Here is a 19772-nt window from a genome sequence, read left to right as displayed (position 1 = left end):
GCAGACCGGCCGGGCCCGGGTGTACGAGGGCGCCCGACCGCAGAGCACCACCCGCGCTGCAAGGCGCCCACCGCTGCCACGCCCGTAGAGGCCCTATCGCCCGCCGTTACCTGGTGTCTCCGTCGAACCGGTGCGGGCGCGGGTCGAGCGGGGCGAGTACGCCGAGGCGCTCCTCGATGCGCTGTGCCGCGTCCAGGCACAGGTCTTCGCGGTACATGCCCGCCACGACCTGGACGCCCTGCGGCAGCCCGGCCGCGAGTCCGGTGGGCACGGCCACGGCCGGCACCCCCACATACGTCGTCGCGGTCAGCAGCCGCATCGGTGTCATCATCGCGTCGCGCTCCTCCGGGGTCCGTGGCACCACGGGCTCCGGTGTCGGCTGCGTGGACACCGGTCCCAGCAGCAGCGGGCAGCGCTCGAAGAAGCGGGCCCAGGCGCGCTGGACGCCAAGGCGTACGCCGGTCTGCCGGAGGTACTCCGCCAGGTCGACGGGTGGGTGGCGCTGTGTGTCCAGCTCGATGTGGCGGGCGCTGTCGTCGGTGAGCAGCCGCCTGAGCACGGGCCAGGCCAGGGAGAACTCGGCGCGCAGCAGTGCGCCGTAGCCGTCGAGGGCGTCCTGCAGGTGCGGCACCTCCACCTCCTCGACGGGGTGCCCGGCGTCCTCCAGGGCTGCCGCCGCCGCCTCGATCGCCGCGCGCACGTCCGGGTGGACGTCGCCCCGGCCGCCGGGGTCGGTCACCACGCCGACCCGCACCGGCGCGTCCGGACGCGGCCCGTACAGCGGGGCCGGGACCGCCCGCGGGTCCTGCGGGTCGGTCCCCGCCAGCACCTCGTATGCCGCCCGCAGGTCCGCCACCGACCGGGCCAGCGGCCCGTCCACAGGGAAGAGCTGGTGGCCCAGGACCGGCTCCTGGTCGTTCATCCGGTGGTCGGCAGGGAATCGCCCGTAGCTCGGCTTCAGCCCCGCGACGCCGTTGAACGTCGCCGGGTTGCGCACCGACCCGCCGGAGTCGTTGCCCAGGCCCAGCGCCGCCATGCCGGTCGCCACCGCGACCGCGTCGCCGCCGCTGGTGCCGCCGGGTGTGCGCTGCGGGTCCCACGGGTTGACCGTGTCCCCGAACAGCTGGCTGACCGTGTGCAGCCCGGCGATCGCCAGGTCGGGCATGTTGGTGCGGCCGATCGGAATCGCCCCGGCAGCGCGCAGCCGCCGCACCGGGGGAGCGTCCGCCTTCGCCACCCGGTCACGGAAGTACGGCACGCCGTGCGTGGTCGCCGATCCGGCGACGTGGATGTTCTCCTTCACCGTGAACGGCACCCCGGCCAGCGGGCCCAGCCGCTCTCCGGCGGCCCGGCGCCGGTCGGTCTCCCGCGCCGCCTGCCGGGCGCTGTCCTCCAGCAGCCGGGTCACCGCGTTCACCCGCGGGTTGACCGCGGCGATCCGCTCCAGGTGCGTCTCCACGGCCTCCGCCGCGGACACCTCTCCGGATGCCACCAGCTTCGCCAGCTCCGACGCCTCCAGCGCCCACAGTTCGTTCGTCCCCATCGGACTCTCCCTTCGCTCCGGCAGCAAAGATACAGAGCTGTATTTGAATACGGAACTGTATATTTTTGCTGGGGTGCGCCGTAGGATGCCGCCGTGAGCCCCGAACGCAAGCGCCTGACCCGCGAAGAGAGCCGACAGCAGACCCGCGACCGCCTGCTGGCCGCCGCCGCCGAGCTGTTCACCGAACGCGGCGTCAACGGCACCTCCGTCGAGCAGATCGCCGAGCGCGCCGGCTACAGCCGCGGCGCCTTCTACGGGAACTTCGAGGACAAGAACGCCCTCGTCGCCGAGCTGCTCCAGCACCGCACCCGCCGCGAGCTGGAGGAGGTCCGCGCCGTCACCGAGGACGCCGCCTCCTTCGCCGACGCCCTCGACAAGCTCCGGGTCTGGAACCGCGACCGCGCCCGCCACCTGCCCGAATGGCTCGCCCTGCGCATGGAACTCGTCCTGCACGCGCTACGGAACGAGGAACTGCGTCCCCTGCTTGCCGAGCGCGAACTCCTCGCCCGCAACGCCCACGCCGGCGGCCTGGAGCAGGCGTTCGCCGCCCGCGGCGTCACCTCGCCCGCGGACCCCGCGTTCCTCGCCCTGATCGTCCATGCCCTGGAGGACGGCCTGCTCATCCAGCGCCTGCTGGCCCCTGAGGGCATCCCGGGCGATGTCGTCGTCGACGCCTTCGACCTGCTTCTGCAGTCCTGGACCGCGCTCGCGCAGCGTGGGGCCCAGGGGGGCGACCGCGACGCCCAGCCCGCCGTCACCGCCGTCACCGCCGACCCTGCAGGCCACTCTGCAGACACCTCTGCCACCCCCGACGTCTAGCCGCAGCGCCGGCCCGACCGGGCAGAAGGCTCGGCTCCGCGGCCCGGCCGCGTGCAGCGGGGCACCGGCGGCGCCGCGAACGCCGGACCCTGCGAGTTGTCCACAGGCTCAGCGGCCGCCCCCTCGGAACTCGTACGCTTCTGGGATGGCACTGGCGGACGTGGAAGTGGTCGTGGGCATGGATACGGAAGGCGTTTCGGACGTGAGCGAGGCGGTGCAGGTGCTGCGCCGGGTGTTCGGGTATGACGCGTTCCGTGGCAGTCAGCAGGAGATCATCGAGCACGTCATAGGGGGCGGGGACGCGGTTGTCCTGATGCCGACCGGTGGCGGGAAGTCGCTGTGTTATCAGATTCCGTCGCTGGTCCGGCCCGGGGTCGGGGTGGTGATCTCGCCGCTGATCGCGTTGATGCAGGACCAGGTCGATGCGCTGCGGGCGCTGGGCGTGCGGGCCGGGTTCCTCAATTCGACGCAGGATCTCGAGGAGCGGCGGCTGGTCGAGGCGGAGTTTCTCGCCGGGGAGCTGGACCTGCTGTACCTGGCGCCGGAGCGGCTGCGGGTGGAGCAGACGCTCCGCCTGCTGGACCGGGGGAAGGTCGCGCTGTTCGCGATCGACGAGGCGCACTGTGTGGCGCAGTGGGGGCACGACTTCCGGCCGGACTATCTGGCGCTGTCGATGCTGCACGAGCGGTGGCCCGACGTGCCGCGGATCGCGCTGACGGCGACGGCTACGGAGGCCACGCACCAGGAGATCACGTCCCGGCTGCGCATGGAGGAGGCCCGGCATTTCGTCGCGAGCTTCGACCGGCCGAACATCCAGTACCGGATCGCGGCGAAGAGCGAGCCCAAGAAGCAGTTGCTTGACCTGCTGCGCGGGGAGCACTCCGGGGACGCGGGGATCGTGTACTGCCTCTCGCGGGCGTCGGTGGAGAAGACGGCACAGTTCCTTGTGGACAACGGCATCGCCGCGGTGCCGTATCACGCGGGGCTGGATGCCCGTACGCGTGCCGGGAACCAGGCGCGGTTCCTGCGGGAGGACGGCCTGGTGGTCGTCGCCACCATCGCGTTCGGGATGGGCATCGACAAGCCGGATGTGCGCTTCGTGGCGCATCTGGACCTGCCGAAGTCGGTGGAGGGGTACTACCAGGAGACCGGGCGTGCGGGGCGCGACGGCCAGCCGTCGACCGCCTGGCTGGCGTACGGGCTGCAGGACGTGGTGCAGCAGCGCAAGATGATCGACGGGTCGGAGGGGGACGACGCGCACCGGCGTCGGCTGTCCGCCCATCTGGACGCGATGCTCGCGCTCTGTGAGTCGGTGCAGTGCCGGCGGGTCCGGCTGCTGGCGTACTTCGGGCAGGAGAGCGGCCCGTGCGGCAACTGCGACACGTGCCTCTCGCCGCCGCAGACCTGGGACGGCACGGTGCCGGCGCAGAAGCTGCTGTCGACGATCGTGCGGCTCCAGCGCGAGCGGCGGCAGAAGTTCGGGGCGGGGCAGATCATCGACATCCTGATGGGGCGGAAGACCGCGAAGGTCATTCAGTTCGATCATGACGGGCTGAGCGTCTTCGGGGTGGGGGACGACCTCCGGGAGGCCGAATGGCGGGGCGTCGTACGGCAGTTGCTCGCCCAGGGGCTGCTTGCGGTCGAGGGTGACTACGGCACGCTGGTGCTGACCGAAACCAGCGGTGAGGTGCTGGGCGGGCGGCGCGAGGTACCGCTGCGGCGGGAGCCGGAGAAGGCGGCGCGGGCGGCGAAGACCAGGACGAAGAGCGGCAAGCGGGCGCCGGTGGATCTGCCCGCGGAGGCGCTGCCGGTGTTCGAGGCGCTGCGGGCCTGGCGGGGCCGGACGGCCAAGGAGCAGGGTGTGCCCGCGTATGTGATCTTCCATGACGCCACGCTGCGGGAGATCGCCACCGCCCAGCCGGCGACGACGGCCGAGCTCGGGACGGTCAACGGCGTCGGCGAGAACAAGCTCGCGAAGTACGGGGAGCAGATTCTGGACGTGCTGGCGGGAAGGGACGGTGCCGCGGAGGCCGGAGCCGGCCCAGTGGCGGCGGACGGGCCGGCACACGCGGACGGACCGGCGAGGGAGGAGCCGGTGAGGGAGGAGCCCGCGGCGGAGGAGCCGCCGGCGGAGGATCGGGAGGAGCCGGCGCCGGACGCCGATGAGTACGCGGAGATCGACTGGTGACAGCCGTGGACGCGCCCTCGTGACGTGACGGGCCCTCGGCGGCGGACGGGTCGTCGGTGACGGGCGCTCGATGACGGGCCCTCGGCGACGGACCGGCCGGCCCTCAGTCGCCGTTCTCCGGATACCGCGGCAGGTGAAGCGTCGCGCGGGCGCCGCCCTCGGGGGCGTTGTCGAAGCGTAGGTCGATGCCGAGGACGGCGGCCTGGCCGACCGCGATGGTCAGGCCGAGGCCGTGGCCCTTGCCGCGGCCGGGCGCGTCGGTGCGGAAGCGCTGCGGGCCGTGGTGCAGCAGGTCGTCGGGGTAGCCGGGGCCGTGGTCGCGTACCTCGACGGCCGGGATGCCGTCGGGGGGCGCCTCGACGGTGACCAGGACCGGGGGCCGGCCGTGCCGGTGGGCGTTGCCGACGAGGTTGCCGAGGATGCGGTCGAGACGGCGGCGGTCCGTCTCGACGACCGTGTCCGCGGGCGCGGTGATCCGTAGCTCGGTGTCGAGGCCGGTGGCGCGCACCGAACGTTCGACCATCGGGCCGAGTTCATACGCGGCGAGGTCGGCGTGCTCGGCGCCGGAGTCCAGCCGGGAGATCTCCAGCAGGTCCTCGGTGAGCCGGTGCAGCGCCCGCAGCCGGTCGTTGATCATCTCCTTCGGGCGGCCCTCCGGGAGCAGATCGGCCGAGGCGAGGATGCCGGTGAGCGGCGTGCGGAGCTCATGGGCGACGTCGGCGGTGAAGCGCTGTTCGGCCTGGAGGCGGCTCTGGAGGGAACCGGCCACCGAGTCCAGGGCCGCGGCCACCGCCGCCACCTCGTCGTGCCCCGTGGGGCCGCCGCCCGGCCCCCGGCCCCCGTCGTTGCCGACCCGCGCGTCGAGGTCGCCCGCGGTGATCCGGCGGGCGACCGCCGCGGTGGTGCCGAGCCGGCGGCTGATGCGATGGGCAAGGAACAGCCCGGCGAGGGCCACGGCCGCGGCGGCGAGGACGGCCGAGCCGAGGATCGCCGTATCGAGGTCCTCCAGGGTGTGCCGGGTGCTCCCGTACGGCGACCACACCGCCACGATGTGGTCACCCCCGGGCGCCGCCGCCCACATCACCGACCGCCCGCGATACGTCCCGACCATGCTGCCGCGGTTACCGCTGTGCACCAGCCGGCGGAGTTCCGCGGGGAGTTCGGGCGGGTCGACGACAGAGTTGATGCCCTCGCGCGAGGTGCCGTACTCGAAGAGGACCAGGGCGGTGTCGAGGTCCGTGCGGGCGTGATCGCGGACATGGCCGACGGTCTGCTGCGCCACCACGTTGTGGACGAGCACCCCCAGGACGCCGGCGACCGCGCAGCACACCGCCGTCACGGTCAGCGCGAACTTCCAGCGCAGGGAGAGCGAGGGGCGCCTCACGTCCCGGCTCCGGGCGTCGGCGAGGGCGTGGGCGTCGGCGAGGGCGAGGGCGGCTGCGACGGCGTCTGCGGGGTGCGGGCGTCGTCGAGGGTGAGGTCCCACAGCCCCAGCTCGCCGTCGTCCCAGGCGTAGTCGGTGACGCTGACGTAGCGGGGGTCCTTGGTGGGCTCCCGGATGACGAGATGCCCCGCCGCCAGCTCGACCCCGGCCAGCACCCCGCGCACCAGCAGCACCCGGGTCACGCGCTGCTTCTGGACGCTGTAGGCGCGCAGCTCACTGGTGCGGCGGTCGAGGTCGACGACCATGATCAGGTCGGGTTTCCCGTCGCCGGTGAGATCGTGCAGGACGGGACGGCGTACGGCCTTCGGGGCGGGCGGGGTGGCGCCGCCCGAGGCGATGTCGGTGTCGAGGACGGTGAGCGGGTCCGCGGCCGCCATGCTGCCGCTGGGGATACGGGCGAGACCCGGTACGGTCCTGCGCGCATCCGGGTTCTGCGCCCGAGGGAGCGGGGCGGGCGAGTACTCCGGCCACAGGGCGAGCGGCGCCTTCACGTCCCGCGCCCGGCCCTCGCCCTGGAGCCCGTCCAGGCCCGCGCAGCCGGCAAGGAGGGCGAGCAGCGGGCCCAGTAAGGCGAGGGAGGTCAGGGCGGCACGGGCCCGCCATGGCAATCGGAGCATGCCCTCGCCACCCTTCGCCTCCACACACCGTTCATGACGCCCGATACGTCCGCCATGCCTGATATAAGGCGTGGCGAGACCAAGCTACCCAAGGCGCCCCCGTCACACGACCTACAACAGAGATGTGGGTGGCTGTTACACAACGTACGGGGAGCCGTTAGGCAGGATCCGTAACGTGCTGCTCACGCTGCACGCCCACCGGCGGCCCGAGCCGCCCACGACGAGGAGTACCCATGCCGGCCCTGCGCCGCTCCGTGATCCGCACCGCCGCCGTCGCAGCCGGTGCGCTGGCCGTCCTGGTGCTTCCCGCCGGGTCCGCCTCCGCCGCCGGCTCCCCCGCACACGCGGGCAGTCGGGCGGAGATCATGCTCCCGGACAACGGGCTGGCCGGTGTGGCCGAGAAGATCGATCATCTGCCCAAGGCGACGCGCATCGGCGGCGCGGGCGCGCTCGGTGCCGCGGGCGTGGGCATCGCCGTACTCCGCCGGCGCCACGACGGTCACCCCGTCCGGACGGCCGGCGCGCGCCGACAGGGCCGGGCGCAGCGCGCCTGACCTCCGACGCACGGCCCGGCCCGCCGGCCGCCGCGATCCGCCGGACGGCTGAGGGTGCCGGTCCCCCGGCAGCCGGCTCGGCCGATATCCCCGCGCACCCGGCCCACCCGCCCGCGTACCGTACGGCCATGATCGCCACGCCCGGACCGCCCCGCGACGCAGCCCACCCCTCGCCCGACCGCCACCCCTCAACGGCACCCTCCGGGCGACTTGCCCCCACCCGTACCCTCTGGCGCCCCACCGGCCCCGAGGAGCTCGCCCTGGTCGAGGCCTCCGGCTGGCGCACCTGGCCGCCGCGGCTGCCCGACCAGCCGATCTTCTATCCCGTGCTCAACGAGGACTACGCGATACGGATCGCCCGCGACTGGAACGTCCCGGCCTCCGGCGTCGGCCATGTCACCCGCTTCGAGGTCGAGGCGGCGTTCCTCGACCGCTATCCGGTACGCCAGGCAGGTGGCGAGACGATCCTCGAACTCTGGGTTCCCGCCGAGGAGCTGACGGAGTTCAACCGGCATATCGTCGGCCGCATCGAGCTCGTCCGCAGCTTCCATCCGCCGCAGTCGACGCACCCGCCACAGCCGACGCACGCGCCATGAGCACCCCCGCCCCGGTCCTCCTGATCTCCGCGCAGCGCACCAGCACCGCCCTGCTGCTGGCCGGAGCGGCCGCCCGGCGCGGCCTGGAGACGGCGGTGCTGACCGGCCCGGACACCGTGCGCGCGCTGACCGGACGGGCGGTCCACTGGTACGGCGGCCCGCACCTGGCCGACCGCATCACCGAACCGCTGCACCTGGGTCTGCTCGAGCCGCCGGACGACTGGCTGGCTCTCCTGCCCCGTCAACTCACCCTCCGTACGGTCAAGTTGATGACCCACGCGGAGGCGAGCCGGCTCCGCCACCCGTTCTTCGCCAAGCCGCCGAGCGACAAGTCCTTCCCGCCGGGCGTCTACACGGACGGCGAGCGGCTGCCGCCCGCCGCCCCGCAGACCCCCGTCCTGGTCTCGGGCATCGTCTCCTTCGCCGCCGAGTACCGGCTGTTCCTCCTGGACGGCGCCCTCGCCGCCGCCACCCGCTACGCCGTCCACGGCCGCCTGGACCCCGCGCCGCTCCACGAGGACCCGTACGCGCCCGCCGTCCGCGCCTTCGCCGCCCGGCTGCCCGGCCTCGCCCCGCTGCCCGGCGCGGCAGCGGTCGATGTGGGGCTGCTGAACGACGGCCACTGGGCGGTCGTGGAGGCCAATATGCCGTGGTTCGCGCACAGTTACGCGGCCGAGCCGGACGACGTACTGGACGTGGTGCGGCGCGCGGCGGGCCCGTACGACCGCGTCCCGGACGGCGACCGCCGCTTTCTGCGCCCTGCCGCCGGGGCGCCCGGCCATGCCCCATCGGACAGGCCCTAGTCCTCCCCGCACACCCCCGGCCGCCCGTACAGCGTGATCCGGGCGCCGCGGACCTCGGTGCCGGTGCAGACCTCGAACGCGTCCCGCAGGGTGGTGCGTTTGGCGATTTCCTGGTCGTTGAGGTCGGCCGGCTGGCCGTCCGGGTCGCCGGCGACGACGATCCGGCGGGTGTCGAGCATCCGGTCGCGGATCCTGTCGCCGGAGCGCTCGGTGCCGTACAGGGTGTGCGAGGCCACCGGGCTCTTGGCCAGGGCGAGATCGGTCAGACCGCGGAACCCGCGCGGGTGCGCCGCCCTCCAGATACGGCGCCGCGCGGGCAGGAACAGCAGCCCGTCGCCGGGCACTGCCATCTCCTGTACCGCCTCGGCGACCGCGGTGGCGTCGTCGACCCGGCTGTCCGGGCTGCGCAGATGGACGTCGACGGGCAGCAGGGCCGCCGCCAGAAGCACCGGCACCGCGGCCCGCCGCAGCCACCGCGCGCGGGTCTGGCCGCGTTCGCCGGGCGGCCGCAGCAGCCGGGCCAGCGCGGCGCCGGCAAGCAGGGCGAAGCCGGCGACGTAGTAGAGGACGTAGCGGTCGACGTAGGCCGGTTCGGCGTAGGAGAGGAGGAAGAGGAGGAGGGTGGGGAGGAAGAGCAGCGGAAGGCCGATGGCGCGCAGGCCGATCGGGCCGCGCGAGCGCGTCCGGATCCGGGCGCAGCCGGCACCCAGCACCGCCAGCACCCCGAACGTCAGCAGCTGGACGGGGTCCGGCCACATGAGCCAGCCGAGCTGCCCCGCCTGCCGGGTGCTGAAGACCGCGAGCGGGGCGAGTCCGGCGAGGACGGCGACGGCGGCGAGGACCCAGGCGCGCAGCACCCGGCGGGGCAGCCGCGCCAGGACGACGGCGGTGCCGTGCGCGGGCAGCGCCAGCGCGGCGAACTCGTGCAGCAGGCAGGCGAGCAGCATCAGCGCCGCATAGCCGCACCACAGCCTGCGACGCGGGCGGGCGGCCGTCACCACCAGGACGTATGTCGCCCAGACGACCAGCGCGCAGACCATCGCGTACGAGCGCCCCTCCTGCGCGTACTGCTGCACGACGGGGATCAGCGCGAAGGTGACGCCGGCGAACAGGCCCGCGCGCCGCCCCACCAGGCGCTGCCCCAGCAGGGCGATGCCGGCCGCGGCGGCGGTCATCGCGGCGACGGACGGCAGCCGCAGTCCGATCACCTCGCCGAGGGCGCCGCCGAGGGTCGCGTCGTAGCCGAGGAACCAGGCGTGCATCAGCGCGTAGTACAGGCCGTGGACGGCATCGACGTGCTGCAGCGTCGGCCACAGGTCGGCCAGGCTGCGGTGCGCCACGTCGTACGTGACCGCCTCGTCGCGCCATATGGCGTCCTGCCGGCGGATGCCCCAGGCCCCCAGAAGCAGCATCAGCCCGGAGGGCGTCAGCACCACCGCCCCCTGCGCCGCCCACGTACCACGGGCGACCGGCGAGGACGCGAACGGCGTCTTCTGTGCTTGCGCTGCGTCGATGACGGGCTCCGGTCGTTCGTACGGACCCATGGGGGGAGGGGCACCGCCGGCGGGGCTCGCAAAACCGGCGGGGCTCTCGGTTCTAGCACTGCCAGAACCGAGAGCCCCGCTTCACACTCAGCCGATGCGCGTCAGCTTCGACCCGAATGTCGGCTCGGTGAGGTCCTTCTGCAGGGCCACCGGCACCTTCTGCGCGCTGGCGCCATTGCCGACCGTCAGCATGCCGACCGTGGTCCCGGCCTTGGCGGCGTGCGGTACGGGCTTGCCGCCGCCGTCGATCGAGAACTTCGCTTTCATGCCCGGCCAGCCCACGGCCGTCAGGTCCTTGGTCGCGACCACCGGGGTCTGGCCGCCGAGGCCGTCGTCCACATACCCGACGACCTGACCCTTCTTCACCGCGGTGGCCGAGGTCAGCGCGTTGCGTACCGCTTCGATGACCTTCTGGCTGTTGTCCTTGACCATGGTGAGGCTGTTGGTGGCGTTGGGGTCCAGGCCCTTGAAGTGCTGATCCAGCATGGTGCCGAGGATCATCCGGTCCTTGCCGTCCACCGTCTTGTAGGCCGCCCAGGACAGCGTGCCGCCGGCCGCCGTGCTGGAGCCGGTCTTGATGCCCTTGATGCTCAGCCCGGCCAACAGCAGGTTGTCGTTGTTGTTGTTGATCGGCTTCGGCAGGCCCGGGATCTGTGCGTTGGGCATGGCGACGATCGGCCGGAAGGCGTCGAACTTCATGACGGCCTCGGCCAACTTGAGCTGGTCGACGGCGGTGCTCACGGTCTTGGAGTCGAGGCCGCTGGGGTCGGTGTAGGTAGTCTTCTTCATGCCCAGGTCCCTGGCGGCAGCGTTCATCTTCTTGACGAACGCCGCCTCGCTGCCGGACTGGGTGTCCCAACGGGCCAGCAGCCGGGCGATGTTGTTGCCGGACGGGATCATCAGCATCTTGAGCATGTCCTGCTCGCTGAACTTCTGCCCCGCCTGGAGCCCCTCGATCCGCGACTCGTCCGTGGAGCCGCCCTCGGCCACCGCCTTGGCGTCGACCTCGATCTGCGGGCCCGTGTCGTTCTTCGTCTTGAGCGGGTGGCCCTTGAGAATGACGTAGGCCGTCATGATCTTGGCGACGCTCGCGGTCGGCACCGGCTTCTGCTCGCCGAACGTCCCCAGCCCGCCGGATCCCACGACCTTGACCGCCGCCTGTCCATGCTCGGGCCACGGCACGGTGAGCTTGGCGCCCTGGAAGGTGAACGCGGTCGAGGAGCCGACGGCGAGCGTGGGCACGGGCAGCGACCGGACCGACTGGACGACCACGAAGATGATCGCCAGCAGCACCACCAGCGGGGTCCAGATCTTGAACCGGCGGGCGACCGTGCGCAGCGTGGTCTCGGGCGGCGGCGGGGTGTTGGTGAGCCTGGCCAGGAGGTCGAGCGGCGGCAGCGGCTCCTGCCGGGTCCGCTCGGACTCGGGCAGCGCCTCGGGCTCGGGACGCGGCGGGGCGGGCGTGGCTTTGGTGGGCGTGGCTTTGGTGGGCGCCGGTGCCGCGGGGGCCTCGGGCGGCAGCGCGCCGGGGCCCTTCGCGGGGGCCGCCTTGTCGAGGGCCTTCCCCGGGGTACGGGCCGGGGTACGGTCCGCCGTCTTGCCGAGGGACTTCTCCGCCGCACCGTCGTCCGCCGACTTCAGCGCCACGAACTGACTGGTCCGCTCGGTGTCCCGCTCGACGGGCCTGGCCTTGGGGGCCGCCTTGTCGTCGGGCTTGTCGCTGGGCTTGCCGTCGGGCTTGCCGTCGGCCTTGCCCTTGGCCTTGCCGTCGCCCTTGCTGCCGGGCTCGCCGTCGCCCGTGTCCTTGGCCTTGACCTTGTCCTTGCCGGGCGGCGTGATCTTGAACGCCGTGGTCGGCTGGTCCACGGCCTGACCGGCCGCGGCCTTCCCCTTGGGCTTCGCGATGGCAAACGTCCGGGTCGCCTCATCGACCGGCGCCGCCTCGGCCTCCGCCTTGTCGCCGCCCTTGGCCTTCCCACCGGCCTTGCCCTTCTGGGCACCAACCGTCTTGAACACGGCCGTGGGCTGATCGACGGCCTGGGGCATGGGCTCGGACTTGGCCTTGGGCTCCACCTTGGGAGCCGGGTCGGCCTTGGAGCCGGACCCGGCCTTGGGCGCGTCGGATTCCTTGGCGCCCTTGGCGTCCTTGGCGTCGGGCTCAGGGTCGGTGTCGGACTCCTGCTCCGCATCGGCCTTCGCCGCAGGCTTGGCGTCAGGCTTGGCGTCAGGCTTGGCGTCAGGCTTGGCGTCAGGCTTCGCCTCAGGCTTGGCCTCCTTCGCAAGCTCGACCTTCGCCGCGCCTGCCGCCCCACCCGACGCCTCCGGCTTGGCCGCCGCCTTCACGCCATCGCCATCGCCATCGCCGGCGTCCGCGCCACCGTCACCGTCACCCGGATCGTCGGCATCCGCGTCATCGGCACCGTCACCGGCCCGCTCACCCGCACCGGAGTCCGCCCCCGGGTCCCCGCCCCCGTCCTCATCGCCCGTCCCCGCGACCCAAGCGGCCACAGCGGCCCGCAGACGGTCCTCGCCACCGTCGGCGCCGCCCTCGCCCGCTTCGGCCTCCTGTGACGCCTCAGAGCCCTTCTCGGGCGCAGCCTCGGCGGCAGGCCCGGCCTCCGCCGACGCGCCGGGCGCATCCGGCTCCCCCGACGGCTCCCCCGACGGCTCGCCGGACGGCTCCGCCGACTCCGCCGCCTTCGCATCCGATTCCCTGCCGAAGGCCGTCAGGCGCGGATCGCGTGCGCTCCGTGCCGGCTTCCCCGACGACTGCTTCTTGTCCGACTTGTTCGTGTCCGACTTGTCGGGGGACTCGCCCGCCACCGATGTCTCCTTCACTACGTCGCCCGCTCCACCACAGCCAGTGTTTCCCAGTCTCCTGTGTCCGCGTGGCGCCATCTCGCCGCCACGCGAACCCCTGCGCGCCGCACCCCACGGAAGATGTCGCCGACGTGCTAGACGAGAACGACATACCTACCGGTTCCCTACCGAACCCCCCACGCACCCTCGACAGATGAATGTGAGAGGGGTCACCCTGTCATTCATCCACGCGGGGAGGCATGGATGGGCAGGAGCCGCAGAACAATTCCGGAGGAGCTTCTGCTGCTCGCTTTGGACCCGACGACCGGGACCACGGCGCAGCCGCAGTCGCTCGACCTCGGCCTGGCCGGGGCCCAGCTAGTAGAGCTGGCTCTGGCAGGACGGATAGCCCCAGACGGGGATCGTATCGCCGTGGTGATGGCACGGCCGACAGGAGATCCAACACTGGACTCCGCGCTCGAACTGCTGCGCCGACGCGGCAGTCCGGTGCGCGCGGTCCACTGGATCGGCGGGCCCCGACTGGGGCTGCGCCAGACGTATCTCACGCATCTGGAACGGTGCGGCATGGTGCATGCCGTGGAGGGACAGATGTGCGGGGTGCTGCCGACGACGCGCTACCAGGCGACGGAGTCGGCCATCAGCCGGGAAATCAGGGTCCGGCTGGACAACGCGATCCGCACCGGCGTACCACCGGACCCGCGGACCGCGGCGCTCGCCGCGCTGGCCCATGCGGTCGGACTCGGCAAGCACCTCTACCCGGGGAACGAAGGGCGCTCATCACGCTCCCGCCTCCGGGATCTGATCCGGCACGACCCGATGGGCGGGCTGGTCGCACACGCCGTCATGGATGTGCAGAACGGCGCCGCGGCGCAGCCCCGGCGGGCGCAGGCCGCGGGACCGGCATCCGTACGGCAGCCCACGGCACGTGCCACCGAGCCGGCGGCCGGTGTGCCGGTGCAGTCGCGGCACGGTCACAGCAGCATGGCCCGCGTCGGCGCCCGCTGACGCGATACGCAGAACACCCGAACCACACGCGCACCACTACCCCTCAACACCCACTTCCCATATCCCGCAGATCCGTTCGGGAGCCGCAGCAAGAGAGCGTGGGGTGGCGGGTCCGGCCGTTCTGGACGACGGCCGGTCCGCCACCCCACGCGCATGTTCGCTCGCCTTCTGTGTCCATTTGACTGCGCGGCGTGGCATTCGAGTGGCACCCTGCTGGACAGAACACGACAGCAGTACGGAGCCGGAGGTGCACTACCCGTGGCGTCCAACATCAACCCCACCGTCAGGCGACGCCGATTGGGCCAGGAGCTGCGCAGGCTCCGCGAGGACAAAGGCATGACGGCGGAACAGGTGGCCGAGCGGCTACTGGTCTCCCAGTCGAAGATCAGCAGACTCGAGAACGGCCGCCGCAGTATCAGCCAGCGCGATGTCCGCGACCTGTGCGGGGTCTATGAAGTGGACGATCACCGCATAGTCGATTCGCTGATGCAGATGGCCAAGGATTCGCGCCAGCAAGGCTGGTGGCACGCCTTCGGCGACATCCCGTACAGCGTCTATATCGGCCTGGAGACCGAGGCGGCCTCGCTGCGGGTGTACGAGTCCCTGCTGGTGCCCGGTCTGCTGCAGACGCCCGGCTACGCCGAGGCGGTCATCCCCGGCGCGGTCCCCGAGCTTGCGCCCGAGAATCTGGAGAAGCGCATCCAGGTGCGGATGCGCCGCCAGGAGCGGGTCAATGATCCCAAGCGGCCGCTGCGGCTGTGGGTGGTACTGGACGAGAGTGCGCTGCGGCGGGTGGTCGGCAGCCATCTGATCATGCGCGAGCAGCTGGAGCATCTCGTCGAGATGAGTCATCTGCCGCAGGTGACGGTGCAAGTACTGCCGTATGACACGGGTGCGCATGCGGGGATGTCCGGGACGTTTTCGATCCTGGAATTCGACGATGCCTCCGATTCGAGTGTGGTGTACATCGAGGGCGTCACCAGTGATCTCTATCTGGAGAAGACCAACGATGTGCACAAATACACGATCATGTACGAGCATCTGCGCGCGCAGGCGCTGAACGCGGACCAGAGCCGGGAGTTCATCGCCAAGGCGGCCAAGGGGCATGCGGACGCCATGGGGTGAAGGGGGCAGGCGGCAGCCATGGGAGAAATGGGGCAGCACGGCGCGGAATAGCGTGCTCCGAAAAAGCGGAACGCACGGTACACCGGCACCCACCACCATGAAAAGAGATCACGGAATATGGCATTCGGAAGGGTGAACGACTCCTGCGGCTCGTGATGTTGGCGCGTAGCGTCAGCAGTACCGAATCCCCGGTAACCCACAGTGAGTTGGAGCAAAAAAATGGCTACTCAGCCCAATTCCGCGTTCTCCTGGACGAAGTCCTCGTACTCCGGCGGCAACGGCGCCTGCGTGGAGATGGCCGTGCCCACCTCGGCGGCCATCGCGGTGCGCGACTCCAAGGACCCCGAGGGCCCGCGCCTCACGTTCGACAACGCCGCCTGGAACACCTTCGTGTCGGACGTGGCCGGCGGCTCGTTCGACCTGGCGTGAGCTGAGTTCTCACGCACCCCGGTCCGTGCGCTCCGCGCGGACATGAGCCCTCTCGACTGGATCGCCGTCCCGGCCGAGGGGGCTCGGCCATGTCCGCACAGCACCATGTCCGCACGGCAGGCCAACCGCCGTACGCCTCAGCGCAGTTCGGCCACGTACCGGTCCGTGCCGGGAACGGTCGGGATGAACGGCGCCACCAGCTCCACCCGCCCCAGCCCCGACTCCGCGACCGCGGCCTCCCGGTCGGCGAAGTGCTCCCCCGGCAAGGCCTCGCGCGGGTCCTGCTCGAGGAACCACAGCAGGGTCAGCCGGGTGTCGACGCCCTCGACCTGCTTCACATAGGCCATCCGGTCCCCCGGCAGCGGCGTCGGCCGGAAGATCGTGACCATCGCGGCCGGCGAACCCGCCAGCCGCCGCGGCAGATGCCGGGTACGCAGCCACTCCAGCAGCTCGGCCCGCCGCTCGGGGCCGTCCGCGTCGATCACCTCCAGCACCAGCCCGGCGTACGGATGGTCCAGCGCATGGAAGTCGCGCGGGCCCGCGGCCCCGTCCCGGTAGACCGTCGCCGCATGGTCCTGGAAGGCCGTAAAGACATGCGTACGGTCCTGGTAGACGCGGCCGTCCCGGTTGAGGCGCTTGTTGATGCCTACGGTCCACTTCATGTGCTCGTCGTAGCGGCCCTCGGTGAGCCAGTACGTGGAGAGATAGCAGCCGGCCGTCACCGGCTGGGCGACGGCGGACTTTTCGGGGTAGCGCAGCAGTTGGAGGTCGCGGGTGGCGACCCATCGGCGGCCGGCGAAGATCCAGGGCATCGCCATGGCGCCCGCGATGTAGTGGTCGTCCTCGTACCAGCGGTTGTAGGCGTACTCATGGCCCGGATGCGGTTCGACCATGGTGATCAGGGCATGCCCGGGGTGCACTCCGTAGGGGCCGACGGCGGCCAGTTCGGCGTAGGTCGCGGGGGAGGTGACGGGGTCCGTGGTGGTGCGCTCTGCGTCCTCGGTCATGAGAGACAGGTGTAGCTGACGCAGCATCAGATGGGGAGTGGCGCGGAAGGATACGCGGGAATCGACGGGCGGCGCCGACGGGCGGCATGGACGGATGACATAACGGCCGGGGCGCCCACCATTCGGGCAGATCTGCGCCCCCACCCCCCGGCCGCTTACGCTCCCTGCCGTCTACACCTAACGCCGGTTAACGCCGTGTGGGGCGGCCGGCGCAGCCTGCAATCCGAGCGATTGGAGCCGATATGTCGAACGCGATCCTTGCGGACGCCGTCACCCCCGTCCCCGAGTTCGCCGCGCGCGCGGCGCGGACCGGCAGCTCGCCCGTACGCGACATCCTGGCGCTCACCACCCGGCCCGAGATCATTTCGTTCGCCGGTGGGCTGCCCGCGCCCGAGCTGTTCGACGCGGCGGGCATAGCGGCGGCCTTCCAGCAGGTGCTGAGCGAGGACCCGCAGCGGGCGCTCCAGTACTCCACCAGCGAGGGCGACCCGGCGCTGCGTGCGGCCGTCGCGGCGCGCACCACCGCGCGCGGGCTGCCCACCGACGCCGACGACCTGCTGGTGACCACCGGCTCGCAGCAGGGCCTGTCGCTGCTGGCCACGGCCCTGCTGGAGCCGGGCGATGTGGTGCTGGTCGAGGACCCCTGCTATCTCGCGGCGCTGCAGATCTTCTCCCTCGCGGGCGCCCGGGTGGTGCCGGTGCCGACCGACGACGGGGGCCTGGACCCGGCCGCGCTGGACGAGATCGCCGCGCGCGAGAACCCCAAGCTGCTCTACGTCATCCCGACGTTCCAGAACCCGACCGGCCGCACCCTGTCCGCCGAGCGGCGGGCCGCGGTCGCCGGGGTCGCCGCCCGGCGCGGGCTGTGGATCGCGGAGGACGACCCGTACGGCGACCTGCGCTTCGAGGGCGAGCCGCAGCGGTGGATCGCGTCCTTCCCGGGTGCCGAGGACCGTACGGCGCTGCTCGGTTCGTTCTCCAAGGTGATGGCGCCCGGCCTGCGGCTGGGCACGCTGCGCGCCCCGGCGGCGCTGCGGCGTGCCTGCACCATCGCCAAGCAGGCCGCCGATCTGCACACCTCGACAATCGACCAGGCCGCCGCGGCCCGGTACTTGGCGGACTCGGACCTGGACGCGCATCTGGAGCGGGTGCGCGGCGCCTACCGCGAGCGGCGGAACGCGCTGGTCGACGGACTGTCCGCGGCGCTTCCCGAGGGCTCGCGGTGGAACCGTCCGACGGGCGGGATGTTCGTGTGGGCGACACTGCCGGCGGGATACGACGCGACGGCGCTGCTGCCGGAGGCCGTCCGGCATGACGTGGCGTACGTCCCCGGCGCGCCGTTCTTCGCCGGGACACCGGACCCCACGGCCGTACGGCTGTCGTTCGTCACGCACGCGCCGGACGAGATCCGCGAGGGGCTGGGGCGGCTCAAGAGGGCGCTGGAGGGCGTGCGCCGGGACGGGTGAGGCGCGCGGGGCGGACGCCAGGGGCGCGCGGGGGAACGCGCGCCCGAACCGCCGTCAAGGGCGGAAAATGCGCTACCGGACGTCCGTTGCGATCCCGGAAACTGGAAGATCTACGGCACGTGGACCTCCCAGGAGGCCGGATTGAGCAATCCCGACCCCGAACCCACTCCCGAACCGACTCCGGACCCCGAACCCGATGCCGGTCCCGAACCGGATCAGACCTCCACCCCCTCCTTCCTGCGGCGCAGTCGGGAGCGCATACGGGCCGCCGGCCGCTGGTTGCGCGCACACGCCCGGCACGCACTGGTCGTGGGCGTCATCACGGCGGTGCTCGGCCCGCTCGCCACCTACCTGGTGCCCAAGTTGCTCGAGGACCCGCCACCTCCGCCCCCGCCCTGCCCCGGCGCCGGCTGCGAGGGCAAGAGCCCCAAGGACAGCGTCTGCGGCGCGGACCTCGTCACTTGGGAGCCCACGGAGGGCAACGTGGCGCAGATACAGCTGCGTTACAGCAAGAAATGCGGCGCCGTGTGGGGCCGCATCCTGAACGGCGAGCCCGGCGACATGGTGACGATCAGCGTGGCGGGGGGCTCGTCCCGCAGCGCCTCCATCGACATCAACCACGACAAGTTCACCAACATGGCGTCGGTCCGCAGCACCTTCCGCGTCCGCTTCTGCGCGGTGCCGGGCAGCACCCCGAGTCACACCGGTACCTGGGTCAAGTACTGCTTCGAGGCGACCGAGCGCGCGGAGTGGAGCTGACGGGAGGAGCGATCCTCTGGCCATCCCGGTCTCCCGGCCCTACCCTGACGCCCTACCTGACGGGACGTCAGATTCAATGGGCCGGGAGGCGCACATGCTGCTGCGGAACAAGACCGTGATCGTCTCGGGCGTCGGCGCCGGGCTCGGCCATCAGGTCGCGGCGGCGTGCGTACGGGACGGGGCGTCGGTGGCCCTGGGGGCCCGTACGGAGGAGAACCTCGCCAAGTCGGCGGCGGCGATCGACCCTTCGGGGGAGCGTACGGCCTGGCGGGCGACGGACATCGGCGACGAGGCGCAGTGCGAGGCGCTGGCCGCGCTCGCAGTGGAGCGGTTCGGCGGCATTGATGCGGTGATCCATGTCGCCGCCCTGGACTCGCTGTTCGGCGGTCTGCGGGACGCCGACTTCGACTCCTGGCGCAGCGTCGTCGACGTCAATCTCTTCGGCACCCTGCGGATGACCCGCGCCTGCCTGCCGTCGCTCACGGCGCGCGGCGGCGGGTCGGTGGTGATGATCGGCACGCAGTCGTCGGTGGCCGCGCCCTCGCAGGTGCAGCAGGCGGCGTATGCGGCGTCCAAGGGAGGGCTGGTCTCGGCGATGTACTCGCTGGCGCGGGAGCTGGGGCCGGACCGGATACGGGTCAATACCGTGCAGCCCGGATGGATGTGGGGGCCGCCGGTTCAGGCGTATGTCCGGTTCACGGCGCAGGGCGAGGGCGTACCGGAGTCCGTGGTGCTGGGCCGGCTCACCGAGCGGATGGCGCTGCCCGAACTGGCGACGGACGCCGACGTGGCCGACACCGCGGTCTTCCTGGCCTCCGACCGGGCCCGCTCCATCACGGGCCAGTCCCTGCTGGTCAACGCGGGCGAGCTGATGCGCTAGCCGCCACCCCTCTCGGCATCCGGCCGCACGGGCTCCCGCGCCCGTGCGGCCGTGGCGTGTGCAGGCTTGCTGGACATGTTCGGGCGTACGGAGCCCGGCGAAGTGTGGGTTCATCGTGGGTGCGCGGGCGTGGTCCGGACAACGCCCGTGAAGGTCAAGGCAACGCAAAGTCG

The 19772-nt window shown here is 72.0% G+C and carries 17 protein-coding genes; 11 read left to right on the top strand and 6 right to left on the bottom strand.

All coding sequences use genetic code 11. The features are described 5' to 3' along the window. Positions 1–106: 106 nt before the first annotated feature. Positions 107–1543 (bottom strand): amidase, encoded by a 1437-nt coding sequence (locus AB0D04_RS19395; RefSeq protein WP_362704556.1) that lies wholly within the window; start codon positions 1541–1543, stop codon positions 107–109. Positions 1544–1636: 93 nt separating this feature from the next. On the opposite strand from AB0D04_RS19395, the gene AB0D04_RS19390 reads away from it, so the two are divergent. Both AB0D04_RS19390 and recQ read left to right on the top strand, forming a co-directional pair. Next, complete coding sequence (locus tag AB0D04_RS19390; protein WP_362704553.1) at positions 1637–2362, top strand: TetR/AcrR family transcriptional regulator; 726 nt, start codon at positions 1637–1639, stop codon at positions 2360–2362. A 145-nt stretch (positions 2363–2507) separates the two neighbouring features. Beyond that, a complete protein-coding gene (gene recQ, locus AB0D04_RS19385) occupies positions 2508–4550 on the top strand; it encodes a DNA helicase RecQ (RefSeq protein ID WP_362704551.1) in 2043 nt (680 codons plus the stop codon). A 103-nt stretch (positions 4551–4653) separates the two neighbouring features. On the opposite strand, the gene AB0D04_RS19380 is transcribed toward recQ, so the two are convergent. Continuing rightward, positions 4654–5934 (bottom strand): ATP-binding protein, encoded by a 1281-nt coding sequence (locus AB0D04_RS19380; RefSeq protein WP_362704548.1) that lies wholly within the window; start codon positions 5932–5934, stop codon positions 4654–4656. Then, positions 5931–6611, bottom strand: a complete 681-nt coding sequence (locus AB0D04_RS19375) for a hypothetical protein (RefSeq protein WP_362704545.1) — start codon at positions 6609–6611, stop codon at positions 5931–5933. Before AB0D04_RS19375 ends, AB0D04_RS19380 begins: the two co-directional genes overlap by 4 nt. A 233-nt stretch (positions 6612–6844) precedes the next feature. On the opposite strand from AB0D04_RS19375, the gene AB0D04_RS19370 reads away from it, so the two are divergent. The 3 genes from AB0D04_RS19370 (at position 6845) to AB0D04_RS19360 (ending at position 8564) form a co-directional block, all read left to right on the top strand. Further along, positions 6845–7165 carry a hypothetical protein gene (locus AB0D04_RS19370; protein ID WP_362704542.1) on the top strand — a complete coding sequence of 107 codons (321 nt, stop codon included), beginning with the start codon at positions 6845–6847 and terminating at the stop codon, positions 7163–7165. Between the two features lie 260 nt (positions 7166–7425). Next, positions 7426–7761: a hypothetical protein gene (locus tag AB0D04_RS19365; protein ID WP_362704626.1), complete on the top strand. Its 336-nt coding sequence runs from the start codon at positions 7426–7428 to the stop codon at positions 7759–7761. After that, on the top strand, positions 7758–8564 hold the full coding sequence (locus AB0D04_RS19360) for an ATP-grasp domain-containing protein (RefSeq protein ID WP_362704539.1): 807 nt from the start codon (positions 7758–7760) through the stop codon (positions 8562–8564). The genes AB0D04_RS19365 and AB0D04_RS19360 overlap by 4 nt, the downstream gene beginning before the upstream one ends. Here AB0D04_RS19360 and AB0D04_RS19355 read toward each other — a convergent pair. Beyond that, positions 8561–10108 (bottom strand): glycosyltransferase family 39 protein, encoded by a 1548-nt coding sequence (locus AB0D04_RS19355; RefSeq protein ID WP_362704536.1) that lies wholly within the window; start codon positions 10106–10108, stop codon positions 8561–8563. The two genes, AB0D04_RS19360 and AB0D04_RS19355, sit on opposite strands and share 4 nt — an antisense overlap. An 87-nt stretch (positions 10109–10195) precedes the next feature. Beyond that, the gene (locus AB0D04_RS19350) at positions 10196–12931 is read right to left on the bottom strand and encodes a D-alanyl-D-alanine carboxypeptidase (protein WP_362704533.1); all 2736 of its coding nucleotides are present in this window, start codon (positions 12929–12931) and stop codon (positions 10196–10198) included. A gap of 240 nt (positions 12932–13171) precedes the next feature. Between AB0D04_RS19350 and AB0D04_RS19345 the strand changes: the two genes are divergently transcribed. From AB0D04_RS19345 to AB0D04_RS19335, 3 genes are all read left to right on the top strand, one after another. Further along, entirely contained in the window at positions 13172–13933 is a 762-nt protein-coding gene (locus tag AB0D04_RS19345; RefSeq protein ID WP_362704530.1) for a GPP34 family phosphoprotein, read from the top strand. Between the two features lie 258 nt (positions 13934–14191). After that, the gene (locus tag AB0D04_RS19340; protein WP_362704527.1) at positions 14192–15058 is read left to right on the top strand and encodes a helix-turn-helix transcriptional regulator; all 867 of its coding nucleotides are present in this window, start codon (positions 14192–14194) and stop codon (positions 15056–15058) included. 219 nt (positions 15059–15277) lie between these two features. Beyond that, complete coding sequence (locus AB0D04_RS19335; RefSeq protein WP_362704524.1) at positions 15278–15487, top strand: DUF397 domain-containing protein; 210 nt, start codon at positions 15278–15280, stop codon at positions 15485–15487. Positions 15488–15624: 137 nt separating this feature from the next. Here the strand turns inward: AB0D04_RS19335 and AB0D04_RS19330 are convergent, their stop codons facing one another. Continuing rightward, positions 15625–16494 carry a hypothetical protein gene (locus tag AB0D04_RS19330; protein ID WP_362704522.1) on the bottom strand — a complete coding sequence of 290 codons (870 nt, stop codon included), beginning with the start codon at positions 16492–16494 and terminating at the stop codon, positions 15625–15627. 242 nt (positions 16495–16736) lie between these two features. Here AB0D04_RS19330 and AB0D04_RS19325 point away from each other — a divergent pair, with 242 nt between their 5' ends. The 3 genes from AB0D04_RS19325 to AB0D04_RS19315 all read left to right on the top strand — a co-directional run bounded on the left by AB0D04_RS19325 (position 16737) and on the right by AB0D04_RS19315 (position 19599). Further along, positions 16737–17960 carry a PLP-dependent aminotransferase family protein gene (locus AB0D04_RS19325; protein ID WP_362704519.1) on the top strand — a complete coding sequence of 408 codons (1224 nt, stop codon included), beginning with the start codon at positions 16737–16739 and terminating at the stop codon, positions 17958–17960. A gap of 141 nt (positions 17961–18101) precedes the next feature. After that, on the top strand, positions 18102–18719 hold the full coding sequence (locus tag AB0D04_RS19320; RefSeq protein ID WP_362704516.1) for a DUF2690 domain-containing protein: 618 nt from the start codon (positions 18102–18104) through the stop codon (positions 18717–18719). A gap of 94 nt (positions 18720–18813) precedes the next feature. Beyond that, positions 18814–19599 (top strand): SDR family oxidoreductase, encoded by a 786-nt coding sequence (locus AB0D04_RS19315; protein WP_362704514.1) that lies wholly within the window; start codon positions 18814–18816, stop codon positions 19597–19599. The last annotated feature ends 173 nt before the right edge of the window (positions 19600–19772 follow it).

Source organism: Streptomyces sp. NPDC048483, assembly GCF_040651455.1.
In the GTDB taxonomy this organism is placed as follows: domain Bacteria; phylum Actinomycetota; class Actinomycetes; order Streptomycetales; family Streptomycetaceae; genus Streptomyces.
Note: the sequence above shows the minus strand (reverse complement) of the source record. Positions and strands in the feature narration are given on the sequence as shown.

Coding starts and splice junctions, on each gene's coding strand:
- AB0D04_RS19395 (WP_362704556.1), bottom strand. CDS start 1,543: ATGGGGACGAACGAACTGTGGGCGCTGGAGGCGTCGGAGCTGGCGAAG.
- recQ (WP_362704551.1), top strand. CDS start 2,508: ATGGCACTGGCGGACGTGGAAGTGGTCGTGGGCATGGATACGGAAGGC.
- AB0D04_RS19375 (WP_362704545.1), bottom strand. CDS start 6,611: ATGCTCCGATTGCCATGGCGGGCCCGTGCCGCCCTGACCTCCCTCGCC.
- AB0D04_RS19370 (WP_362704542.1), top strand. CDS start 6,845: ATGCCGGCCCTGCGCCGCTCCGTGATCCGCACCGCCGCCGTCGCAGCC.
- AB0D04_RS19360 (WP_362704539.1), top strand. CDS start 7,758: ATGAGCACCCCCGCCCCGGTCCTCCTGATCTCCGCGCAGCGCACCAGC.
- AB0D04_RS19355 (WP_362704536.1), bottom strand. CDS start 10,108: ATGGGTCCGTACGAACGACCGGAGCCCGTCATCGACGCAGCGCAAGCA.
- AB0D04_RS19345 (WP_362704530.1), top strand. CDS start 13,172: ATGGGCAGGAGCCGCAGAACAATTCCGGAGGAGCTTCTGCTGCTCGCT.
- AB0D04_RS19335 (WP_362704524.1), top strand. CDS start 15,278: ATGGCTACTCAGCCCAATTCCGCGTTCTCCTGGACGAAGTCCTCGTAC.
- AB0D04_RS19330 (WP_362704522.1), bottom strand. CDS start 16,494: ATGACCGAGGACGCAGAGCGCACCACCACGGACCCCGTCACCTCCCCC.
- AB0D04_RS19325 (WP_362704519.1), top strand. CDS start 16,737: ATGTCGAACGCGATCCTTGCGGACGCCGTCACCCCCGTCCCCGAGTTC.
- AB0D04_RS19315 (WP_362704514.1), top strand. CDS start 18,814: ATGCTGCTGCGGAACAAGACCGTGATCGTCTCGGGCGTCGGCGCCGGG.